Genomic DNA, 13966 nt, shown 5'->3' with positions numbered 1-13966 from the left:
CGATGACCATCAGGCGAAAGCGCCGACATGCTGCGTCGCGCGGCCGATGACGCTGTCAAAGGCCAGGCTGAGGCGCTGCGCTGCTGACGCGGGGCGCGGATCGAATGTGATGACGGGGAGATCGAGCTGCTCGTCGCGGTTGGGCATAGGCAGGCGAGGAAGCGGGTCATGGGTGAGCCTGGCGATCAAGACCGGTCGGATTTCGGTGATGAAGGGGAAGGCCATGATGCCGAGGCCGCGCACCTCCATCAGGCCCGCCAGCGATGTCGGCGGCCGCGCTAGTCCGTCCGGCCCAATATGCACCTGGTCATCCGCCACCAAGGAGAAGCCCCGATCCAGAAGTCGCAACAATAGATCAGACTTCCCTGATCCGGGTGCGCCGGTCAGCAGAAGTCCCCACCCATCTCGTGCGGCGCAACTCGCGTGCATCAGCATTGTTAACAGAATGTCTCCTCTTCGCAGAGGAATGAAAGCGCGAAATAGGGTTTTCACTTCATGAAGACGGGAGAAATATATAATCCCCACCCTTCATCACCTGTGCCCCCGGTAGAGGGTGGATAGAAAAAGCCCTGACTCTCTCTACACTTGAGCGACGTCTCTCGACTGGGATCCGAAGGTCTCGACGACGTCACCCACAGGGTTATCCACAGACCCGGCGGCAGGCCTTTCGGTGATTTTCTGTTCCAGTTGCCGCCAGGACGCCTCAATGGCGGCGAGAAGCGTGGGGCGGGGAAGACCGGCCGGGATCGCCGCGCCCATGACGAGATGGATGGTGCCGGGGCGTTTCAGGAAGGATCTGCGGCCCCAATGCTCCCCGGAATTGGTCGCGACAGGGATCACCGGCAGGCCCATGGCACTCGCCAGGGCCGCGACGCCGGGTTGCAGCATGCGGGGTTCGCCGGGCTCACCGCGGGTCCCTTCGGGGAAGATCACCACCTGCTGTTGGCGGTCTCGTGCGCGGACGCCGTCACGCATCAACTCGCGGATGGCGCGGGCCCCGCCGCGCCGGTCCACCACGATCATGCCGCCGGGGCGCATGAGCTGACCGAAGACGGGCACCTTCAGCAATTCCCGCTTCAGCACATAGGCGGGCCGGGGCAGCAGCATCCAGATGGCGGTGTCGAAAGCGGATTGATGGACTGAGGCAATCAGGCAGGGGCCGGACGGCGGCAGATGCTCCAGGCCCGACACCTTGACGCGAATGCCGCAAAAGACCCGCAGCATGGCGATCACCGCCTTTGCCCAGCCACGGCCGAGGGTCGGCAGGCGGGCCTTCCGACCTGTCAGGAGGAGGCCCAATCCCCACACGCTATAGGCCGCCGTCATGGCGAAGAAGCCGAGGTTGAACAGCAGCGAACGAAGGGCGAGGCCAAGCTGGCTCATGCCGCCTGCGTGCCCAGCAGCACGGCCGCCATCCGGGTGAACTTCATCTGCGCCAAAAGCCATTTCGTATATTCCGCCACCATCAGCCGCCAGATATGCGCGCGGGTGCCGTCATAGATGGCGGCGGGCTGCACACGCATGGGATAGAGCTGCATGCCGGGCATCTCCCGTGACAATTCGAGCAGGGCGCGCGGCATATGATAGCCGGCGGTGACGACGATCAGCGAATGCATGGCATGGGCCTGGGCCCATCCCGCCGTCTCCTGGGCATTGCCGAGGGTGGTGAGGGCCTGGTGCCCCAAGGTGACGCGCTGATCATCCGGCTCCGGGGCGATATGCGCCGAGGCTGTCATGTCGTGCAGGCTGATCCCCATTGGCACGCCGGAGACCAGAAGCCGATCCGCCCGCCCCTCATTGAGAAGCCTGAAGGCCGTGGCCAGGCGATCTTCACCCCCGGTCAGCACGACGATGCCGTCGGCATGGGCGGGCGGAACCGAGGGGCTATAGGCATTGCTCAGGAACCAGAGGAAGCCGCCGCACCAACCGACGATCAGCACCATCAGCAGGAGGCCGAGATTGCTGCGCCAGCGATGACGTCGCGCCGGAACCGGGGCTGGTGCGGCGACCTGCCGAGGCTTGGCAGGGGCACGCGGGCGGGGCTTCGTCGTCCCGGACTTGCGTGTCGGCGCCTTCTTGGGCGGTGCCGGCTTGGTCACGGCAACCGTCTGAGCCAGCGGCGGACCGTGCCTTCGGCGGTGATGAAGCCTATGGCGGCGGTCGCGAAGGGCAGCACGGGCAGCGCCACCCAGAGCGGCAGGGGCAGGGCAAAGAGCGGCGGCGGCTCGGTGCCGGAGGTGACCGTGCCCTGGGCGAAGGGGGCCGCGAGATAGGCCAGCCACAGCAGAACAGGCAGGGCCGCGATGGCACCGCCGACGCCACCCGCCGCTGCCAGACGCATGGCCCGGCGGGCGAACCGGCCGGCGATATAGCGGTCCGTGGCGCCGAGGCCATGGACGATTTCAATCGCCTCGCGGCGTGCCGTCAGGCCGGCGCGCGTCGCGACCGCGACCACCGCAATGGCGACCGCAACGACCACCAGCAGGGCCACGGCGGCACAGGCCTGCAAGCTGCGGGCAAGGGCCGAGAGCCGCGCCGCCCAAACATCGGCGCTTTCCAGAAGCGTATCCGGGGCGACCGCCGTCAGTTTGCCGGCAAGACCGCTGGACAGGGCCGCGCCAGAGGCGAGCTGCACCGAGACGATTGCCGGCAAGGGCAAGGCGAGGGTGCTGCCTTGCGGCCCGAGCCAGGGTTTCAGCAAAGCGCCGAGGTCATCCGTGCTCATCGGCGTGGCATGGATCACGGCGGCATCGGCGCGGAGTGCAGCCAGCACGGCATGCAGCCTGGTGTCGCCGCCCGTTGCCGCAGGATCGTTTGGCGTCGGCACCTGCACCGTCACTTCTGAGGCGGCGCCCTGCTGCCAATGCTGAGCGAGGCTGGCGGTGGCGACGGCGCCCGCGAAGGCCAGTGCCGCAAGGAAAGCCATGGCGGCGACCAGCAGCGGCAGCAATCGGTCCGAGATGGCGCGCTTGAGGCCGAGATCATCGAAGCCGGCGGGGCGGAGGTGGCGTTCGCGGCGGCGGGTCGCGCGGTTGGAGTCGGCGGGGCGCGTGCGTGGTCTGTCGCGGTCCGGCTCAGCCATCGGCAATGAGGCGCCCATGATCGAGCCGCAAGGCGCGGGCCGGGTGGCGCGCGACCAGCGCATCATTATGGGTGGCGACGATCGCGGTGGTGCCGAGGCGGTTCAGCTCATGAAACAGCTGCATCAGCCGCTCGGCCTGGGTGTCGTCCAGATTACCGGTGGGTTCGTCGGCCAGGAGCAGCATCGGCCGACCGATGACGGCACGGGCGATCGCCACCCGCTGTTGCTCGCCTCCTGACAGCTGATGGGGGTGGGACTCGAACTTGGCGGCGAGGCCGACCCAGCGCAGCATTTCCGCGACATCGGCGCGGATCTGGCCTTCCGGCCGGCCGGCGATCCGGAGCGGCAGAGCAACATTGTCGAAGGCGTTCAGATGGGGGAGCAGGCGGAAATCCTGAAACACGACGCCGATGCGACGTCGGAGCCGGGGCAGGCTGCGACGCTCAGCCCGCACGATATCCGTGCCCTGGATGAAAAGCCGGCCGCGCGTCGGGCGCACGGCGAGGTAGATCATACGCATCAGGCTTGTCTTGCCGGCGCCGGACGGCCCCATCAACCAGCGGAAGCCGCCTTCCGGAACCTGGAAGGTGATATCATGGAGAACTTCTGTCGGCGTGTCGTTGCCAGTTCGGTAACGCAAGCCGACATCTTCAAATCGGATCATCGTCGTTAATCCGCTGGCAAGAGGGAAGGTTTACCCGTGGGAGCCGCTTCTAGCCTCAACTCGCTCGGATCTCCATGGCGGCGCCAAGCCTCTCCCGGATGTCGACCACTGGTCTCTCAACCACCCCGTTTGACAGCGGGATAGGATTGCACGCCGCGCCGGTCTTAGCCACAATTCACGACTGGAACGATGGGGCGCGTGCCTCTCATGCCGAGGGACTCCTCCAATGCGCCTAGTTTGTCCTGAATGCGCGGCCGCTTACGACGCACCCGACAACTTATTCGGCCCCCAGCCCCGCCAGGTTCGCTGCAACCGGTGCGGTTATCAATGGTCGGTCATAGGCGCTGCGACGACGACTGCGACTGAGATGGCGACGGCCCCCGCCGTCGAGGCACTGCCCGAACCACCGCCCCCCACGCAGCCGCGCGCTATGCCGACCCCTCCTGTTCTGGATGCAGCGCCGGTTGCCGTGATGGCCCCACCCGAGGTCGCGGCGCCTGCGAGCCTACCGCCGGTCGCCCCGCGGATCCCGGATCCGATTCCTGAGCCTGAGCCTGAGCTGCCGCCGTTTCGGTCGAGTGGGTCGTCTCGGCTTGCCGATACTCTGGCCGGGCCGCGCGCACCCGTTCTCGATGAGACCTCTGGCGAAGTGATTCTTCCGGCATCGACCGCCGCTTCGACCCGCAAACTCTTTGGCGGCGTGGCGGCGGCTGACCCCGTCGAAATGGGTCCCGATCCCGAGGAGCGTCGGCTGTCCGCCGAACTCGATTTCGGAAAGCCTGAGCGCTACGGTCGCGAAAAAAGCGGGACCGGCCGGATTATTCTGGTGCTGATTGCGCTGATCATCATCGTCGCCGTGGCGGCGGTCATCTTTAAGGACAACATCATCGCGGTCGTGCCGAGCGCAGAAAGCCTCTATGCGGCGGTCGGGCTCGGCTAGAGGGCGTGGTTCGGCGGAAGACGCTGCGCTTTTCCGCCCTACATTTCACCGCCTAACACCTCATCGCGTCGGGCGCGGCGGGTCCTGGGTGTAGTCATAGAAGCCGCGCTTGGTCTTGCGGCCCAGCCAGCCGGCTTCGACATATTTCACCAGCAGCGGACAGGGACGATATTTGCTGTCGCCCATGCCCTCATGCAGCACGCGCATGATGGCGAGGCAGGTATCCAGGCCGATGAAATCGGCGAGTTCCAGCGGACCCATCGGCTGGTTGGTGCCGAGTTTCATGGCGGTGTCGATCGCTGTCACAGACCCCACGCCCTCGGCCAAGGTATAGACGGCCTCGTTGATCATCGGGACGAGGATGCGGTTGACGATGAAGGCCGGGTAATCTTCCGCCACCGCCGTGGTCTTGCCCAGCCGGGTGGCCAACGCCTGGGTGGCCTCGAAGGTCGCGTCGTCGGTCGCGATGCCGCGAATGACCTCGACCAGCTTCATGACCGGCACCGGGTTCATGAAATGCATGCCGATGACCTTCTCCGGTCGGTCGGTCACCGCCGCGAGGCGGGTGATGGGAATGGAGGAGGTATTGGAGGCGATGATCGCGTCCGGCTTGAGATGGGGCACGAGCCCCCGCAGGATCGCGAGCTTGATCTCCTCCCGCTCCGTCGCGGCCTCAATGACGATGTCGCAGCCCGAGAGCGCCGCATTGTCGGTCGCGGTGGTGACGCGGCCGAGGGCGGCCTCGCGATCGGCCGCGGAAATGCTGCCCTTCTGAACCTGGCGGTCCATGTTCTTGGACATCGTGGTGAGGGCGCGGCTCAGGGCCTCGGCCTGCACGTCGATCATCACCACGGCGAGGCCGGCGAGGGCCGCGACATGGGCGATGCCATTGCCCATCTGGCCGGCGCCGATGATGCCGACGCTATCGATCTCGGTCATGACATGGTGTCCTGCGTGCGGAGGGGCGCTCAGCGCATCATCAGCAGGATCGCGACGATCGCGATCGCCAGCCCCTGGAGAAGGACGCGGAGCTGCATCAGGCGGTTGGACCGCATCGGGTTCTGGCTGCCCTTGACCATGCCACCGACGCCCGCGATCAGCGTCACGACGACACCCAGCATGGTCAGGACAAGAAGGACCGTCAGAAATGTCTTCACAGTGCGGGATTAGAGCATAAACCGCGACGCCAGACGAGCCGTCCGCTGTCCCGAGCCACCTTCACCCCACAGCGACTATCCAGTATTGCAGGCAGTCTTTTCGCGGGGCGTGTGCTGCGGTTCATTGTCGGACTGCTTCGGCTCTAGACATCATAGGGACTTGAAGGCGCCGATGTGGATTCAGACGAGACTGGCGGCGATCGCCCGCGTGAGCAGCCGACATGCCCTGTGGGTGGTCCTGGCCGGGCTGGTGATCGCCATCGGCTGCGGCTTTTACACCTCTCGCCATCTCGGGATCGATACGAATACCGACGATCTGTTTTCGCCGAACCTGCCCTGGCGGCATGCTCAGACGGCGATGAACAAGGATTTTCCGCAATATCAGGACCTGCTGGTCGGTGTGGTCGATGCCAAGACCCCAGAGGAGGCGGATGCGACGGCGGCCGCCATCGCGCGCGCAGCGGCGGCCGATCCGTCCCACTTCAAGACCGTCGTGCGGCCGGACGATCTGCCCTTCTTCAAGACCGAAGGCCTGCTGTTTCTCGACCAGCCGGATCTCGATGCGCTGCTGAACAAGCTGGTGCAAGCGCAGCCCTTCATCGGCCAGCTCGCGGCCGACCCATCCATGCGCGGGCTGCTGACGGCGATTGGCTTGATCGGCCAGGGGGCGGCGCAGGGCCAGGTCGACCTTTCACCCTATAACACTGCGCTCATCGGCTTTCATACCGGTCTTCAGGCGGCGCATCAGGGGCATCCCGAGCCCTTGTCCTGGCAGCGTCTGCTGGGTGGGTCGCTCGCCGACCGCGCCGGGCCGAGCCGCTTCGTGCTGATCCAGCCGGTGCAGGATTACGGCGTCATCGAGCCGGGCGCCGAAGCGACCGATGTCCTGCGCCATCTCGCGTCCCAGGTGCCCGACATCGCCAGCGGCCGCGCCCGCTTCCGCATTACGGGCCAGATCGCCCTGGCCGATCAGCAATTCGCCTCCCTCACCGAAGGGATCGTCACCGACACCATCATCACCGTTGCGCTGATCGTGCTGTGGCTGGTTCTGGCGGTGCGGCGCATTCGCTACATCCTTGCGATCCTGCTGACGCTGGTGCTCGGTCTGCTGGTGACGACGGGCTTCGCGTCGGTCGCCATCGGCACGCTCAACCTCATCTCGGTCGCCTTCGCGGTGCTATTCGTCGGCCTCGCGATCGATTTCGCCATCCAAATCTGCGTGCGCTACCGCGACGAGCGGCGGCTGGCGGCCAATGCCGAAACGGCCCTGGTGCAGACGCTGGTCAAGGCGGGGGCCTCGGTTCTGCTTGCGGCGGTCGCGACCTCGGCCGGGTTCCTGGCCTTCGTGCCGACGAATTTCGTGGGTGTCGCGGAACTCGGCCTGATCGCCGGCGTCGGCATGCTGATCGCCTTTGCGTGCAGCATCACCTTCCTGCCCGCTTTGATCACGCTGTTTCATCTGCCGGCGGAAGGCGGTGAAATCGGCCTGCCCGGCATGGCGCGGGCCGATACCCTGCTCGCGCGGCACCACCGCGCCGTGCTCGGCGTTTTCGCGGCGGTGGCCGTGGTCGCGGTGGTGCTGCTGCCGCGCATCACCTTCGACAGCGACCCGCTCGACACGCAGAATCCCCATACCGAAGCGATGGAGACCTTGCGCGAACTGGCGAGCAACGTCGTCACCAATCCCTATACGATCGACGTTCTGGCGCCCTCGACCGATGCCGCGACCCGCCTGGGCGAGAGGCTGGGTGCCTTGCCGATGGTGGACCACGCCCTGTCGCTGTCCAGCTTCGTGCCGGACAATCAATCCACCAAGCTCGAATCGATCGGCGATACCGCCCAGATTCTGGCGGCAACGCTGAACCCGGGGCCGGCCGCGCCGGTGACGCCGGGTGACATTCGCATCGCCGCCACCACGGCTTTGAAGGCAATCGACAGCGCCCGGCCGCATCTGGCCGTTGGCAGCCCATTGCTGGTGATCGGGGAGGATTTGCGCGCCCTGGGGCCGGAGACCGACGCGCAGCTGATGGCGACGAATGGCGCGCTGACGCGGTTTCTGCCGCAGGAGCTTTCCGACCTCAATGCCAGTCTGTCCGCGCAGCCGGTGACGCTTGCGAGCCTGCCGGAGGCGCTGAAGCGCGACTGGGTGGCGCCGGACGGGCAGGCGCGCATTCAGGTGCTGCCGAAGGCTGAGGCGATGAACAGCGCTGGACTCAAGAGCTTTGTGCAGAAGGTGACGGCCATCGCCCCGGGCGCGGGCGGTTCGGCCGTGACGGTGATTTCCAGTGCGCAGACGATCATCGGCGCCTTTAAGGAGGCGGCGATCCTCGCTCTGGTCGCCATCGCGGTGATCCTGTTCCTATTCCTGCGTAATCCGCGCGACGTGTTGCTGATCTTGGCGCCGCTGGTGCTGTCCTCGCTCATGACGGTGCTGGTGATCGTGCTGCTGCCCCTGCCGTTGAATTTCGCCAATGTCATTGCCCTGCCGCTGCTGCAAGGCGTGGGGGTGTCCTTCAACCTCTATTTCGTCATGAACTGGCGGGCCGGGGAGCGGCGTTTTCTGGCCTCCCCCACCGCGCGGGCGATTCTGTTTTCCGCCCTCACGACGGGAACTGCCTTCGGGTCGCTGGCGTTTTCGCATCATCCGGGCACGGCCAGCATGGGGCTGCTTCTGGTGCTGAGTCTGGGCTGCACCTTGATCGCGACCTTCATCTTCGAGCCGGCGTTGCTCTATGCCGTGCCTGGCCCGAAGGGTGCTCGGGGCGATCAGGCAGAGTAGAGCCAGATCGCATCAGGTTGAATCGCTACGCGATTGAACCTGATGCGTGAATCTGTCTCTAAAGAATATGCTCTAGACATTCGTTACGAAATCGCATCATGATGCGTCATGTCAGGCGCATGGCGAGCGATCGGCCAAGGGCTGCGGATCAGCGTCGGCAGGGGTCTCGACCTTCTGCTGCCGCCGCAATGCCCCGTCTGTGGCGCGCTGGTCGATGCCGCCGGGCGGCTCTGCGCGCTGTGTTTCGGGCGGATGAGCTTCATCACGGCGCCGCTTTGCCAGGGCTGCGGGGTGCCTTTCGCCACCATGGCCGAAGCGGGACCGGGCGGGCTTTGCCTGTCCTGCGTGCTGCGACCGCCCCGCTTTGCACGGGCGCGGGCCGCGCTCCGCTATGACGATGCGGCGCGGCGCCTCATTCTTCCCCTGAAGCATGGCGACCGCACGGAATTGGCGCGCATTCTCGCCAGCATGATGGCGCGGGCAGGTGGTACGCTTTTAGCCGAGGCGGATGTGCTGGTGCCGGTGCCGCTGCATCGCCGGCGCTTGGTATCGCGCCGCTATAATCAGGCGGCACTGCTCGCCGCCCTTCTCGCGCGCGCTGCCGACAAGCCTTGGCTGGCGCAGAGTTTGACGCGCAACCGGGCGACCGTGCCGCTGGGCGATCTCAGCGCAAGTGCCCGGTATCAGACAGTCGAGGGAGCCTTCGGCGTGCCGGTACTCAGGGCGGAAGCCTTAGCGGGCCAGCGCGTTCTGTTGATCGACGATGTCATGACGTCAGGCGCCACGGCGTCATCCTGTGCGGCCGTTTTGTTGGGGGCTGGGGCGAAGTCCGTCGATGTGCTGGTCGCGGCGCGTGTGCCCGACCCGCGCGCGGGGTAGGGCAAACCCCTGGCCGTCCCCCTTGTTGTTCGGGCCGAAAGCCCCGATTCTTGAGGTCAACACGGAGAGCATCCTCATGGCCGAGATCGAGATCTACACCCAGCCCTTTTGCCCCTTTTGCGCCCGCGCCTTGGGCCTATTGACGAAGAAGGGCGTCACCTTCAAGGAAATCGACGCCCAGAACGGAAGCCCGGAACGGGCTGAGGCCGCTAAGCGCTCCGGCGGCCGGACCTCCGTGCCGCAAATCTTCATCGACGGCGCGCATATCGGTGGCTGTGACGATCTCATGGCGCTCGATCGGAAAGGTGGGCTCGACCCGCTGCTCGGCTTGGCGGCGTAATCAGCGCCCTCGGCGGAATAGGCTGCGCTTTTCCGCCCTACCAAGCGACGTTGTAGGGTGGATGAGCGTAGCGTTATCCACCAGGGCGATTAGGGCAGCAGAACCGTGCTGCCGGTGGTCTTGCGGGATTCCATGGCGTGGTGGGCTGCGGCTGCGTCCCGCAGGGGAAAGGTCTGATCGACTTCGATCTTGACCGTTCCGTCGAGGACCACGCGAAACAGGTCATCGGCCGCGGCGAGCAGGGTCGCCCGTTTGGCCGTATAGGTGGCCAGGCTTGGCCTGGTCAGGAACAGGCTGCCCTTGGCGGCGAGAAGGCTCAGCTCCACCGGCGGCACGGGGCCAGAGGCATTGCCGTAGCTGACCATCATGCCCAGCGGCGCGAGACAATCGAGGCTGGTCAGGAAGGTGTCCTTGCCAATGCTGTCGTAGACGACAGGGACCATGGCACCCCCAGTGATTTCCCGCACCCGCGCCGGAATGTCGTCGCTGACCAGCAGAACATGGTCCGCGCCATGGGCATGGGCGAAGGCGGCCTTCGCCTCGGTCGAGACGACGCCAATGACGATCGCACCCAGCAATTTCGCCCATTGGCACAGAACGAGGCCGACGCCGCCGGCTGCCGCGTAGATGAGCACGGAATCGCCCGGCGCGACCTTATAGGTCCGATGCAGCAGGTATTGGGAGGTTAGGCCCTTCATCATCATGCCGGCGGCTGCGGTGAAGGAAATGCTGTCGGGCAGGTGGACGAGGCGGTCCGCCGGCATGACCCGACGCTCCGCATAGGCACCGATCGGCGTCGAGGAATAGGCGACCCGATCGCCTTCCTTGAAATCGGTCACCCCGGCGCCCAGGCCGATGACGGTGCCAGCACCCTCGACACCGGGCGTCATGGGGAGCGCGGTCTTGTAGAGGCCAGAGCGAAAATAGACGTCGATAAAGTTCAGCCCGACGGCCGCGTGCTGGATCAAGACCTGGCCGGGTCCGGGATCGGGGGTCGGCACCTGCTCCCACTGCAAAACCTCCGGTCCGCCAGTGGCGTGGATGCGAATGGCATGGGTCATCACGTCATTCCGATGGCTGGTGGGAAGGTCGCATGCACAGCGCCGGTGCTGACCCGGCGTTCCAGATCGAGCAGGAACTGCTTGGTCTCCAGCCCCTCACCGCCGCTATAGCCGCCGATGAGGAGGGTGCCGCGCGGGCCGCTGGCGAGCACACGGTGGCATGGGATCAGAATAGGGATGGGATTCGTCGCCATGGCGCCGCCAACCGACCGGGCCGAACCACCAGCCAGCCGCGCGATGGCCAAGTAGCTGCGGGTGGCGCCGAGGGGAATGTCGCAGATGGTCTGCCAGACTCGCTGTCGATAGGGGGCGCCGAAAGGGGCAACAGGCAGGGTCATCGCCTCCACAGCGCCGTCGAAGTAGCGATGGAGCCAAGCGCGTGCAGCCTGAAGCACCGGCGTCGGCTCCTGATCGCGGCCCCAACCCCAATCGACCGCAACGATCGCCTCATCTTCAGCGGAGATCGTGAGTGGACCGATGGGCGTGTGGAGCGAGAGCTGCGGCAATGACCAGCCTGATGTCGTGGACCCTCATGGCAACCCTCAGGCGATGCGTTGTCAAGCGGCTCGTACGGACGTACTCCCGAAGGCCGGTAGGGCCGCGATGAGGCCTTCGGGCGTCGTGACCGGCAGCCCGCAGACGCCGCGATGGCAGAGGAAGGCCGAGGCGCCGGCGGTCGGCGCCTGACCGAGGCGGCTGGCCGCCGGGTGGCTATCTGACACCGCGACGTGGCCGTCGATCCTCAGGCGGAACACTGTCAGGGACGGATCGCCGCTCGCCAGGGCCATGGCATGCAGCCCATCCGCATCGGGGCCGGAAACCACCACAGCAGTGCCGTAGTCCAGGCTGTCGCTCGCCTGGAGGAGGCTCGGCATCGTCGGATAGCGGCCCGGTGTGCCGCTGAATGCGCGGAGAAGAGTCTCGGCGCGGTCGCGATACCGGATCTCGCCCGTGAGGTGGAACAGCTTCGCCAAAACTTCCGCGAATAGACCGGGGCCGGAGGGTACGGCTTGGTCCATGGCGCTGCGCGGGCGGCCGAAGGCGGCGGGCAGGTCATCCGCATCTGCCGCCGTGGTATAGGCGCCGCCATCCTCCGCGCCGAACCAGCGGTCGATGACGGCGACCATGGTCTCGGCCTCGGCCAGGTAGGTGGCATCGGCGGTGGCTTGGAAGAGGGCAAGGCAGCCGACAGCGAAAGCGGCCTGGTCATCGAGCAGACCGGCAGCGCCGATGCGACCGTCACGCCAGCTGTGACGCAGGCGGCCATCCTCCATGCCGAGGTGACGACGCAGGAAGCGGTGGCATCCAATCGCGGCCTCCAGCCAGGATGGCTGCGCAAAGACGGCGGCGGCCCGGCAGAGGGCGGCGATGGTCAGGCTGTTCCAATCGGTAAGGATCTTGTCGTCCCGTCCTGGCCGGGGGCGCTGTGCCCTCACCGCGAAGAGGCGCGCCCGGCTGGCGGCAAGACGCTTAGATTCGTCCTGATCGTGGGGCATGCGCCGTCGGCGCAGGATGGTCTTACGCTCCCAATTGCCGTCCTCAGTGACGTCATAGACCGCATCGAAGAGCGTGGCGTCATCCCCGAGCACAGCGTCGATCTCGGCCTTTTGCCAGACGTAGAAGGTGCCTTCCTCGCCCTCGGAATCGGCATCCTCGGAGGCGGCGAAGGCCACGTCGCCCTCGCCATCGGCGATGCCCATATCCCGTAACAGCCAGCCGACGAGGCCTTCGGCCGCCTCGCGGTAGACGACATCCGGGCGGTCGGCTTCGGCAAGAGCGAGAAGGTCGAGCAACTGCGCGTTGTCGTAGAGCATCTTTTCGAAATGCGGGGCGAGCCACTGGCCGTCTGTCGAATACCGGGCAAAGCCGCCGCCGAGATGATCATGAATGCCGCCATCGGCCATGCGGCGAAGCAGGAGGTGCATGGCGGTGCGGCCTTCCAGCGCCCGCGCGTCCGAGGCGCCGTGGTGAAGGGCATATTGCCACAGAAAGCGAAAGATCGGCGGATTGGGGAATTTCGGCGCCCCCTTCATGCCGCCTTGCTCGGTATCGAGCAGGCTCAGCAGGCGGTGGGCCGCGTCAGCCAGATCCGCCTCGGCGATGCCCGTGCCGGTATCCGACGCGCCGCTTGCGACAATGGCGCCGATGAGGCCGGTCTTGTTGATACCGATCGCCTCGGCACCCTCCGCCCAGGCGGCGGCGAGAGACTGCAGGACCTGGGTGAAGGATGGCCGTCCATAGCGGGGCGTCGGCGGAAAGTAGGTGCCGCCCCAGAAGGGATCGCCGTCCGGCGTCAGGAACATGGTAAGCGGCCAGCCGCCCTGCTCGCCGAGGGCATGCAGCGCCGTCATATAGAGGGTGTCGATGTCCGGCCGCTCTTCGCGATCGACTTTCACCGGCACGAAACTCGCGTTCATGAGGGCGGCGACGGCTTCGTTCTCGAAACTCTCATGCGCCATGACATGGCACCAGTGGCAGGCGGCATAGCCGATGGAGAGCAGGATCGGGCGGTTGGAGCGCTTCGCCTCCGCCAGCGCCGCCGCGCCCCAGGGCCGCCAATGGACCGGATTCTCGGCATGCTGAAGCAGATAGGGCGAGGCCTCGAAGCGCAGGAGATTGGTCTCGGCGTCCATCGGCGGCGTCCTCATTTTCGTCATCGTCACTCCGCCTGTATCATGCCTCGATAGCAGGAGAAGCCGCATGGATGAGATGGTCAGCCTCGCAGCCCAGGACGACCCCGAGCCCTATTTCGACGCGCATATCTTTGTGTGCTGCAACCGCCGACCGGATGGGCATAAGCGCGGCTCTTGCGCGGCGAAGGGGTCGGAGGCGCTGCGCGATTATATGAAGGCCCGGGTGAAGGAAGCGGGCATTCCGCATGCGCGCGTCAATATGGCCGGCTGCCTTGATCGCTGCGAGGAAGGGCCGTGCCTGGTGATCTATCCGGCCGGCGTCTGGTATCGGATCGAGACGCGGGCGGATGTGGACGCCGTCATCGAGCAGCATCTGGCGGGCGGTGGCCGGGCCGAAGCCTTGCGGCTGCCGCCCGAGCGGTCCTGATCCC

General features: G+C 66.2%; 15 protein-coding genes and 1 pseudogene. 6 read left to right on the top strand and 10 right to left on the bottom strand.

What is annotated here, in order from left to right; translation table 11 throughout:
- Positions 1–9: 9 nt before the first annotated feature.
- The 5 genes from QP803_RS19845 to ftsE form a co-directional block, all read right to left on the bottom strand.
- The gene (locus QP803_RS19845) at positions 10–429 is read right to left on the bottom strand and encodes an HPr kinase/phosphorylase (RefSeq protein ID WP_284947973.1); all 420 of its coding nucleotides are present in this window, start codon (positions 427–429) and stop codon (positions 10–12) included.
- Positions 430–579: 150 nt separating this feature from the next.
- The gene (locus QP803_RS19840; RefSeq protein ID WP_284945195.1) at positions 580–1383 is read right to left on the bottom strand and encodes a lysophospholipid acyltransferase family protein; all 804 of its coding nucleotides are present in this window, start codon (positions 1381–1383) and stop codon (positions 580–582) included.
- Complete coding sequence (locus tag QP803_RS19835; protein WP_284945194.1) at positions 1380–2099, bottom strand: YdcF family protein; 720 nt, start codon at positions 2097–2099, stop codon at positions 1380–1382. Before QP803_RS19835 ends, QP803_RS19840 begins: the two co-directional genes overlap by 4 nt.
- Positions 2096–3100 (bottom strand): cell division protein FtsX, encoded by a 1005-nt coding sequence (locus QP803_RS19830; protein ID WP_284945193.1) that lies wholly within the window; start codon positions 3098–3100, stop codon positions 2096–2098. The genes QP803_RS19835 and QP803_RS19830 overlap by 4 nt, the downstream gene beginning before the upstream one ends.
- A complete protein-coding gene (gene ftsE / locus QP803_RS19825) occupies positions 3075–3746 on the bottom strand; it encodes a cell division ATP-binding protein FtsE (RefSeq protein ID WP_284945192.1) in 672 nt (223 codons plus the stop codon). The genes QP803_RS19830 and ftsE overlap by 26 nt, the downstream gene beginning before the upstream one ends.
- Positions 3747–3972: 226 nt before the next feature.
- On the opposite strand from ftsE, the pseudogene QP803_RS24100 reads away from it, so the two are divergent.
- A pseudogene (locus QP803_RS24100) lies at positions 3973–4071 on the top strand (zinc-ribbon domain-containing protein); the annotation flags it as partial.
- A gap of 42 nt (positions 4072–4113) precedes the next feature.
- Complete coding sequence (locus QP803_RS19820; protein WP_284945191.1) at positions 4114–4686, top strand: hypothetical protein; 573 nt, start codon at positions 4114–4116, stop codon at positions 4684–4686.
- Between the two features lie 60 nt (positions 4687–4746).
- Here the strand turns inward: QP803_RS19820 and QP803_RS19815 are convergent, their stop codons facing one another.
- Together QP803_RS19815 and QP803_RS19810 are read right to left on the bottom strand one after the other, a co-directional pair.
- On the bottom strand, positions 4747–5625 hold the full coding sequence (locus QP803_RS19815; protein WP_284945190.1) for a 3-hydroxybutyryl-CoA dehydrogenase: 879 nt from the start codon (positions 5623–5625) through the stop codon (positions 4747–4749).
- A 29-nt stretch (positions 5626–5654) separates the two neighbouring features.
- Positions 5655–5843, bottom strand: coding sequence for a twin transmembrane helix small protein (locus QP803_RS19810; RefSeq protein WP_284945189.1), 189 nt, complete (start codon positions 5841–5843; stop codon positions 5655–5657).
- Positions 5844–6015: 172 nt separating this feature from the next.
- Here QP803_RS19810 and QP803_RS19805 point away from each other — a divergent pair, with 172 nt between their 5' ends.
- From QP803_RS19805 to grxC, 3 genes are all read left to right on the top strand, one after another.
- Complete coding sequence (locus QP803_RS19805; protein ID WP_284945188.1) at positions 6016–8622, top strand: MMPL family transporter; 2607 nt, start codon at positions 6016–6018, stop codon at positions 8620–8622.
- A 108-nt stretch (positions 8623–8730) separates the two neighbouring features.
- Complete coding sequence (locus tag QP803_RS19800; RefSeq protein ID WP_284945187.1) at positions 8731–9501, top strand: ComF family protein; 771 nt, start codon at positions 8731–8733, stop codon at positions 9499–9501.
- A 76-nt stretch (positions 9502–9577) separates the two neighbouring features.
- Complete coding sequence (gene grxC / locus QP803_RS19795) at positions 9578–9841, top strand: glutaredoxin 3 (protein WP_284945186.1); 264 nt, start codon at positions 9578–9580, stop codon at positions 9839–9841.
- A gap of 89 nt (positions 9842–9930) precedes the next feature.
- On the opposite strand, the gene QP803_RS19790 is transcribed toward grxC, so the two are convergent.
- From QP803_RS19790 to QP803_RS19780, 3 genes are read right to left on the bottom strand one after another with little or no spacing between them, the layout of a single operon-like run.
- Complete coding sequence (locus tag QP803_RS19790; RefSeq protein ID WP_284945185.1) at positions 9931–10902, bottom strand: quinone oxidoreductase family protein; 972 nt, start codon at positions 10900–10902, stop codon at positions 9931–9933.
- On the bottom strand, positions 10902–11408 hold the full coding sequence (locus QP803_RS19785; protein ID WP_284945183.1) for a methylated-DNA--[protein]-cysteine S-methyltransferase: 507 nt from the start codon (positions 11406–11408) through the stop codon (positions 10902–10904). Before QP803_RS19785 ends, QP803_RS19790 begins: the two co-directional genes overlap by 1 nt.
- A 51-nt stretch (positions 11409–11459) precedes the next feature.
- The gene (locus QP803_RS19780; protein WP_284945182.1) at positions 11460–13559 is read right to left on the bottom strand and encodes a thioredoxin domain-containing protein; all 2100 of its coding nucleotides are present in this window, start codon (positions 13557–13559) and stop codon (positions 11460–11462) included.
- 43 nt (positions 13560–13602) lie between these two features.
- Here QP803_RS19780 and QP803_RS19775 point away from each other — a divergent pair, with 43 nt between their 5' ends.
- Positions 13603–13962 (top strand): (2Fe-2S) ferredoxin domain-containing protein, encoded by a 360-nt coding sequence (locus tag QP803_RS19775; RefSeq protein ID WP_284945180.1) that lies wholly within the window; start codon positions 13603–13605, stop codon positions 13960–13962.
- Positions 13963–13966: the final 4 nt, after the last annotated feature.

The organism is Acidisoma sp. PAMC 29798 (assembly GCF_030252425.1).
Classification (GTDB): Bacteria; Pseudomonadota; Alphaproteobacteria; order Acetobacterales; family Acetobacteraceae; genus Acidisoma; species Acidisoma cladoniae.
This window is presented reverse-complemented; position numbering and strand designations above follow the sequence as displayed.

Excerpts from the sequence above, each read along its gene's own strand:
- QP803_RS19845 (WP_284947973.1), bottom strand. The coding sequence starts at position 429 with ATGCACGCGAGTTGCGCCGCACGAGATGGGTGGGGACTTCTGCTGACC.
- QP803_RS19840 (WP_284945195.1), bottom strand. The coding sequence starts at position 1,383 with ATGAGCCAGCTTGGCCTCGCCCTTCGTTCGCTGCTGTTCAACCTCGGC.
- ftsE (WP_284945192.1), bottom strand. The coding sequence starts at position 3,746 with ATGATCCGATTTGAAGATGTCGGCTTGCGTTACCGAACTGGCAACGAC.
- QP803_RS19780 (WP_284945182.1), bottom strand. The coding sequence starts at position 13,559 with ATGACGAAAATGAGGACGCCGCCGATGGACGCCGAGACCAATCTCCTG.
- QP803_RS19790 (WP_284945185.1), bottom strand. The coding sequence starts at position 10,902 with ATGACCCATGCCATTCGCATCCACGCCACTGGCGGACCGGAGGTTTTG.
- QP803_RS19830 (WP_284945193.1), bottom strand. The coding sequence starts at position 3,100 with ATGGGCGCCTCATTGCCGATGGCTGAGCCGGACCGCGACAGACCACGC.
- grxC (WP_284945186.1), top strand. The coding sequence starts at position 9,578 with ATGGCCGAGATCGAGATCTACACCCAGCCCTTTTGCCCCTTTTGCGCC.
- QP803_RS19800 (WP_284945187.1), top strand. The coding sequence starts at position 8,731 with ATGTCAGGCGCATGGCGAGCGATCGGCCAAGGGCTGCGGATCAGCGTC.
- QP803_RS19775 (WP_284945180.1), top strand. The coding sequence starts at position 13,603 with ATGGATGAGATGGTCAGCCTCGCAGCCCAGGACGACCCCGAGCCCTAT.
- QP803_RS19815 (WP_284945190.1), bottom strand. The coding sequence starts at position 5,625 with ATGACCGAGATCGATAGCGTCGGCATCATCGGCGCCGGCCAGATGGGC.
- QP803_RS19805 (WP_284945188.1), top strand. The coding sequence starts at position 6,016 with ATGTGGATTCAGACGAGACTGGCGGCGATCGCCCGCGTGAGCAGCCGA.
- QP803_RS19820 (WP_284945191.1), top strand. The coding sequence starts at position 4,114 with ATGGCGACGGCCCCCGCCGTCGAGGCACTGCCCGAACCACCGCCCCCC.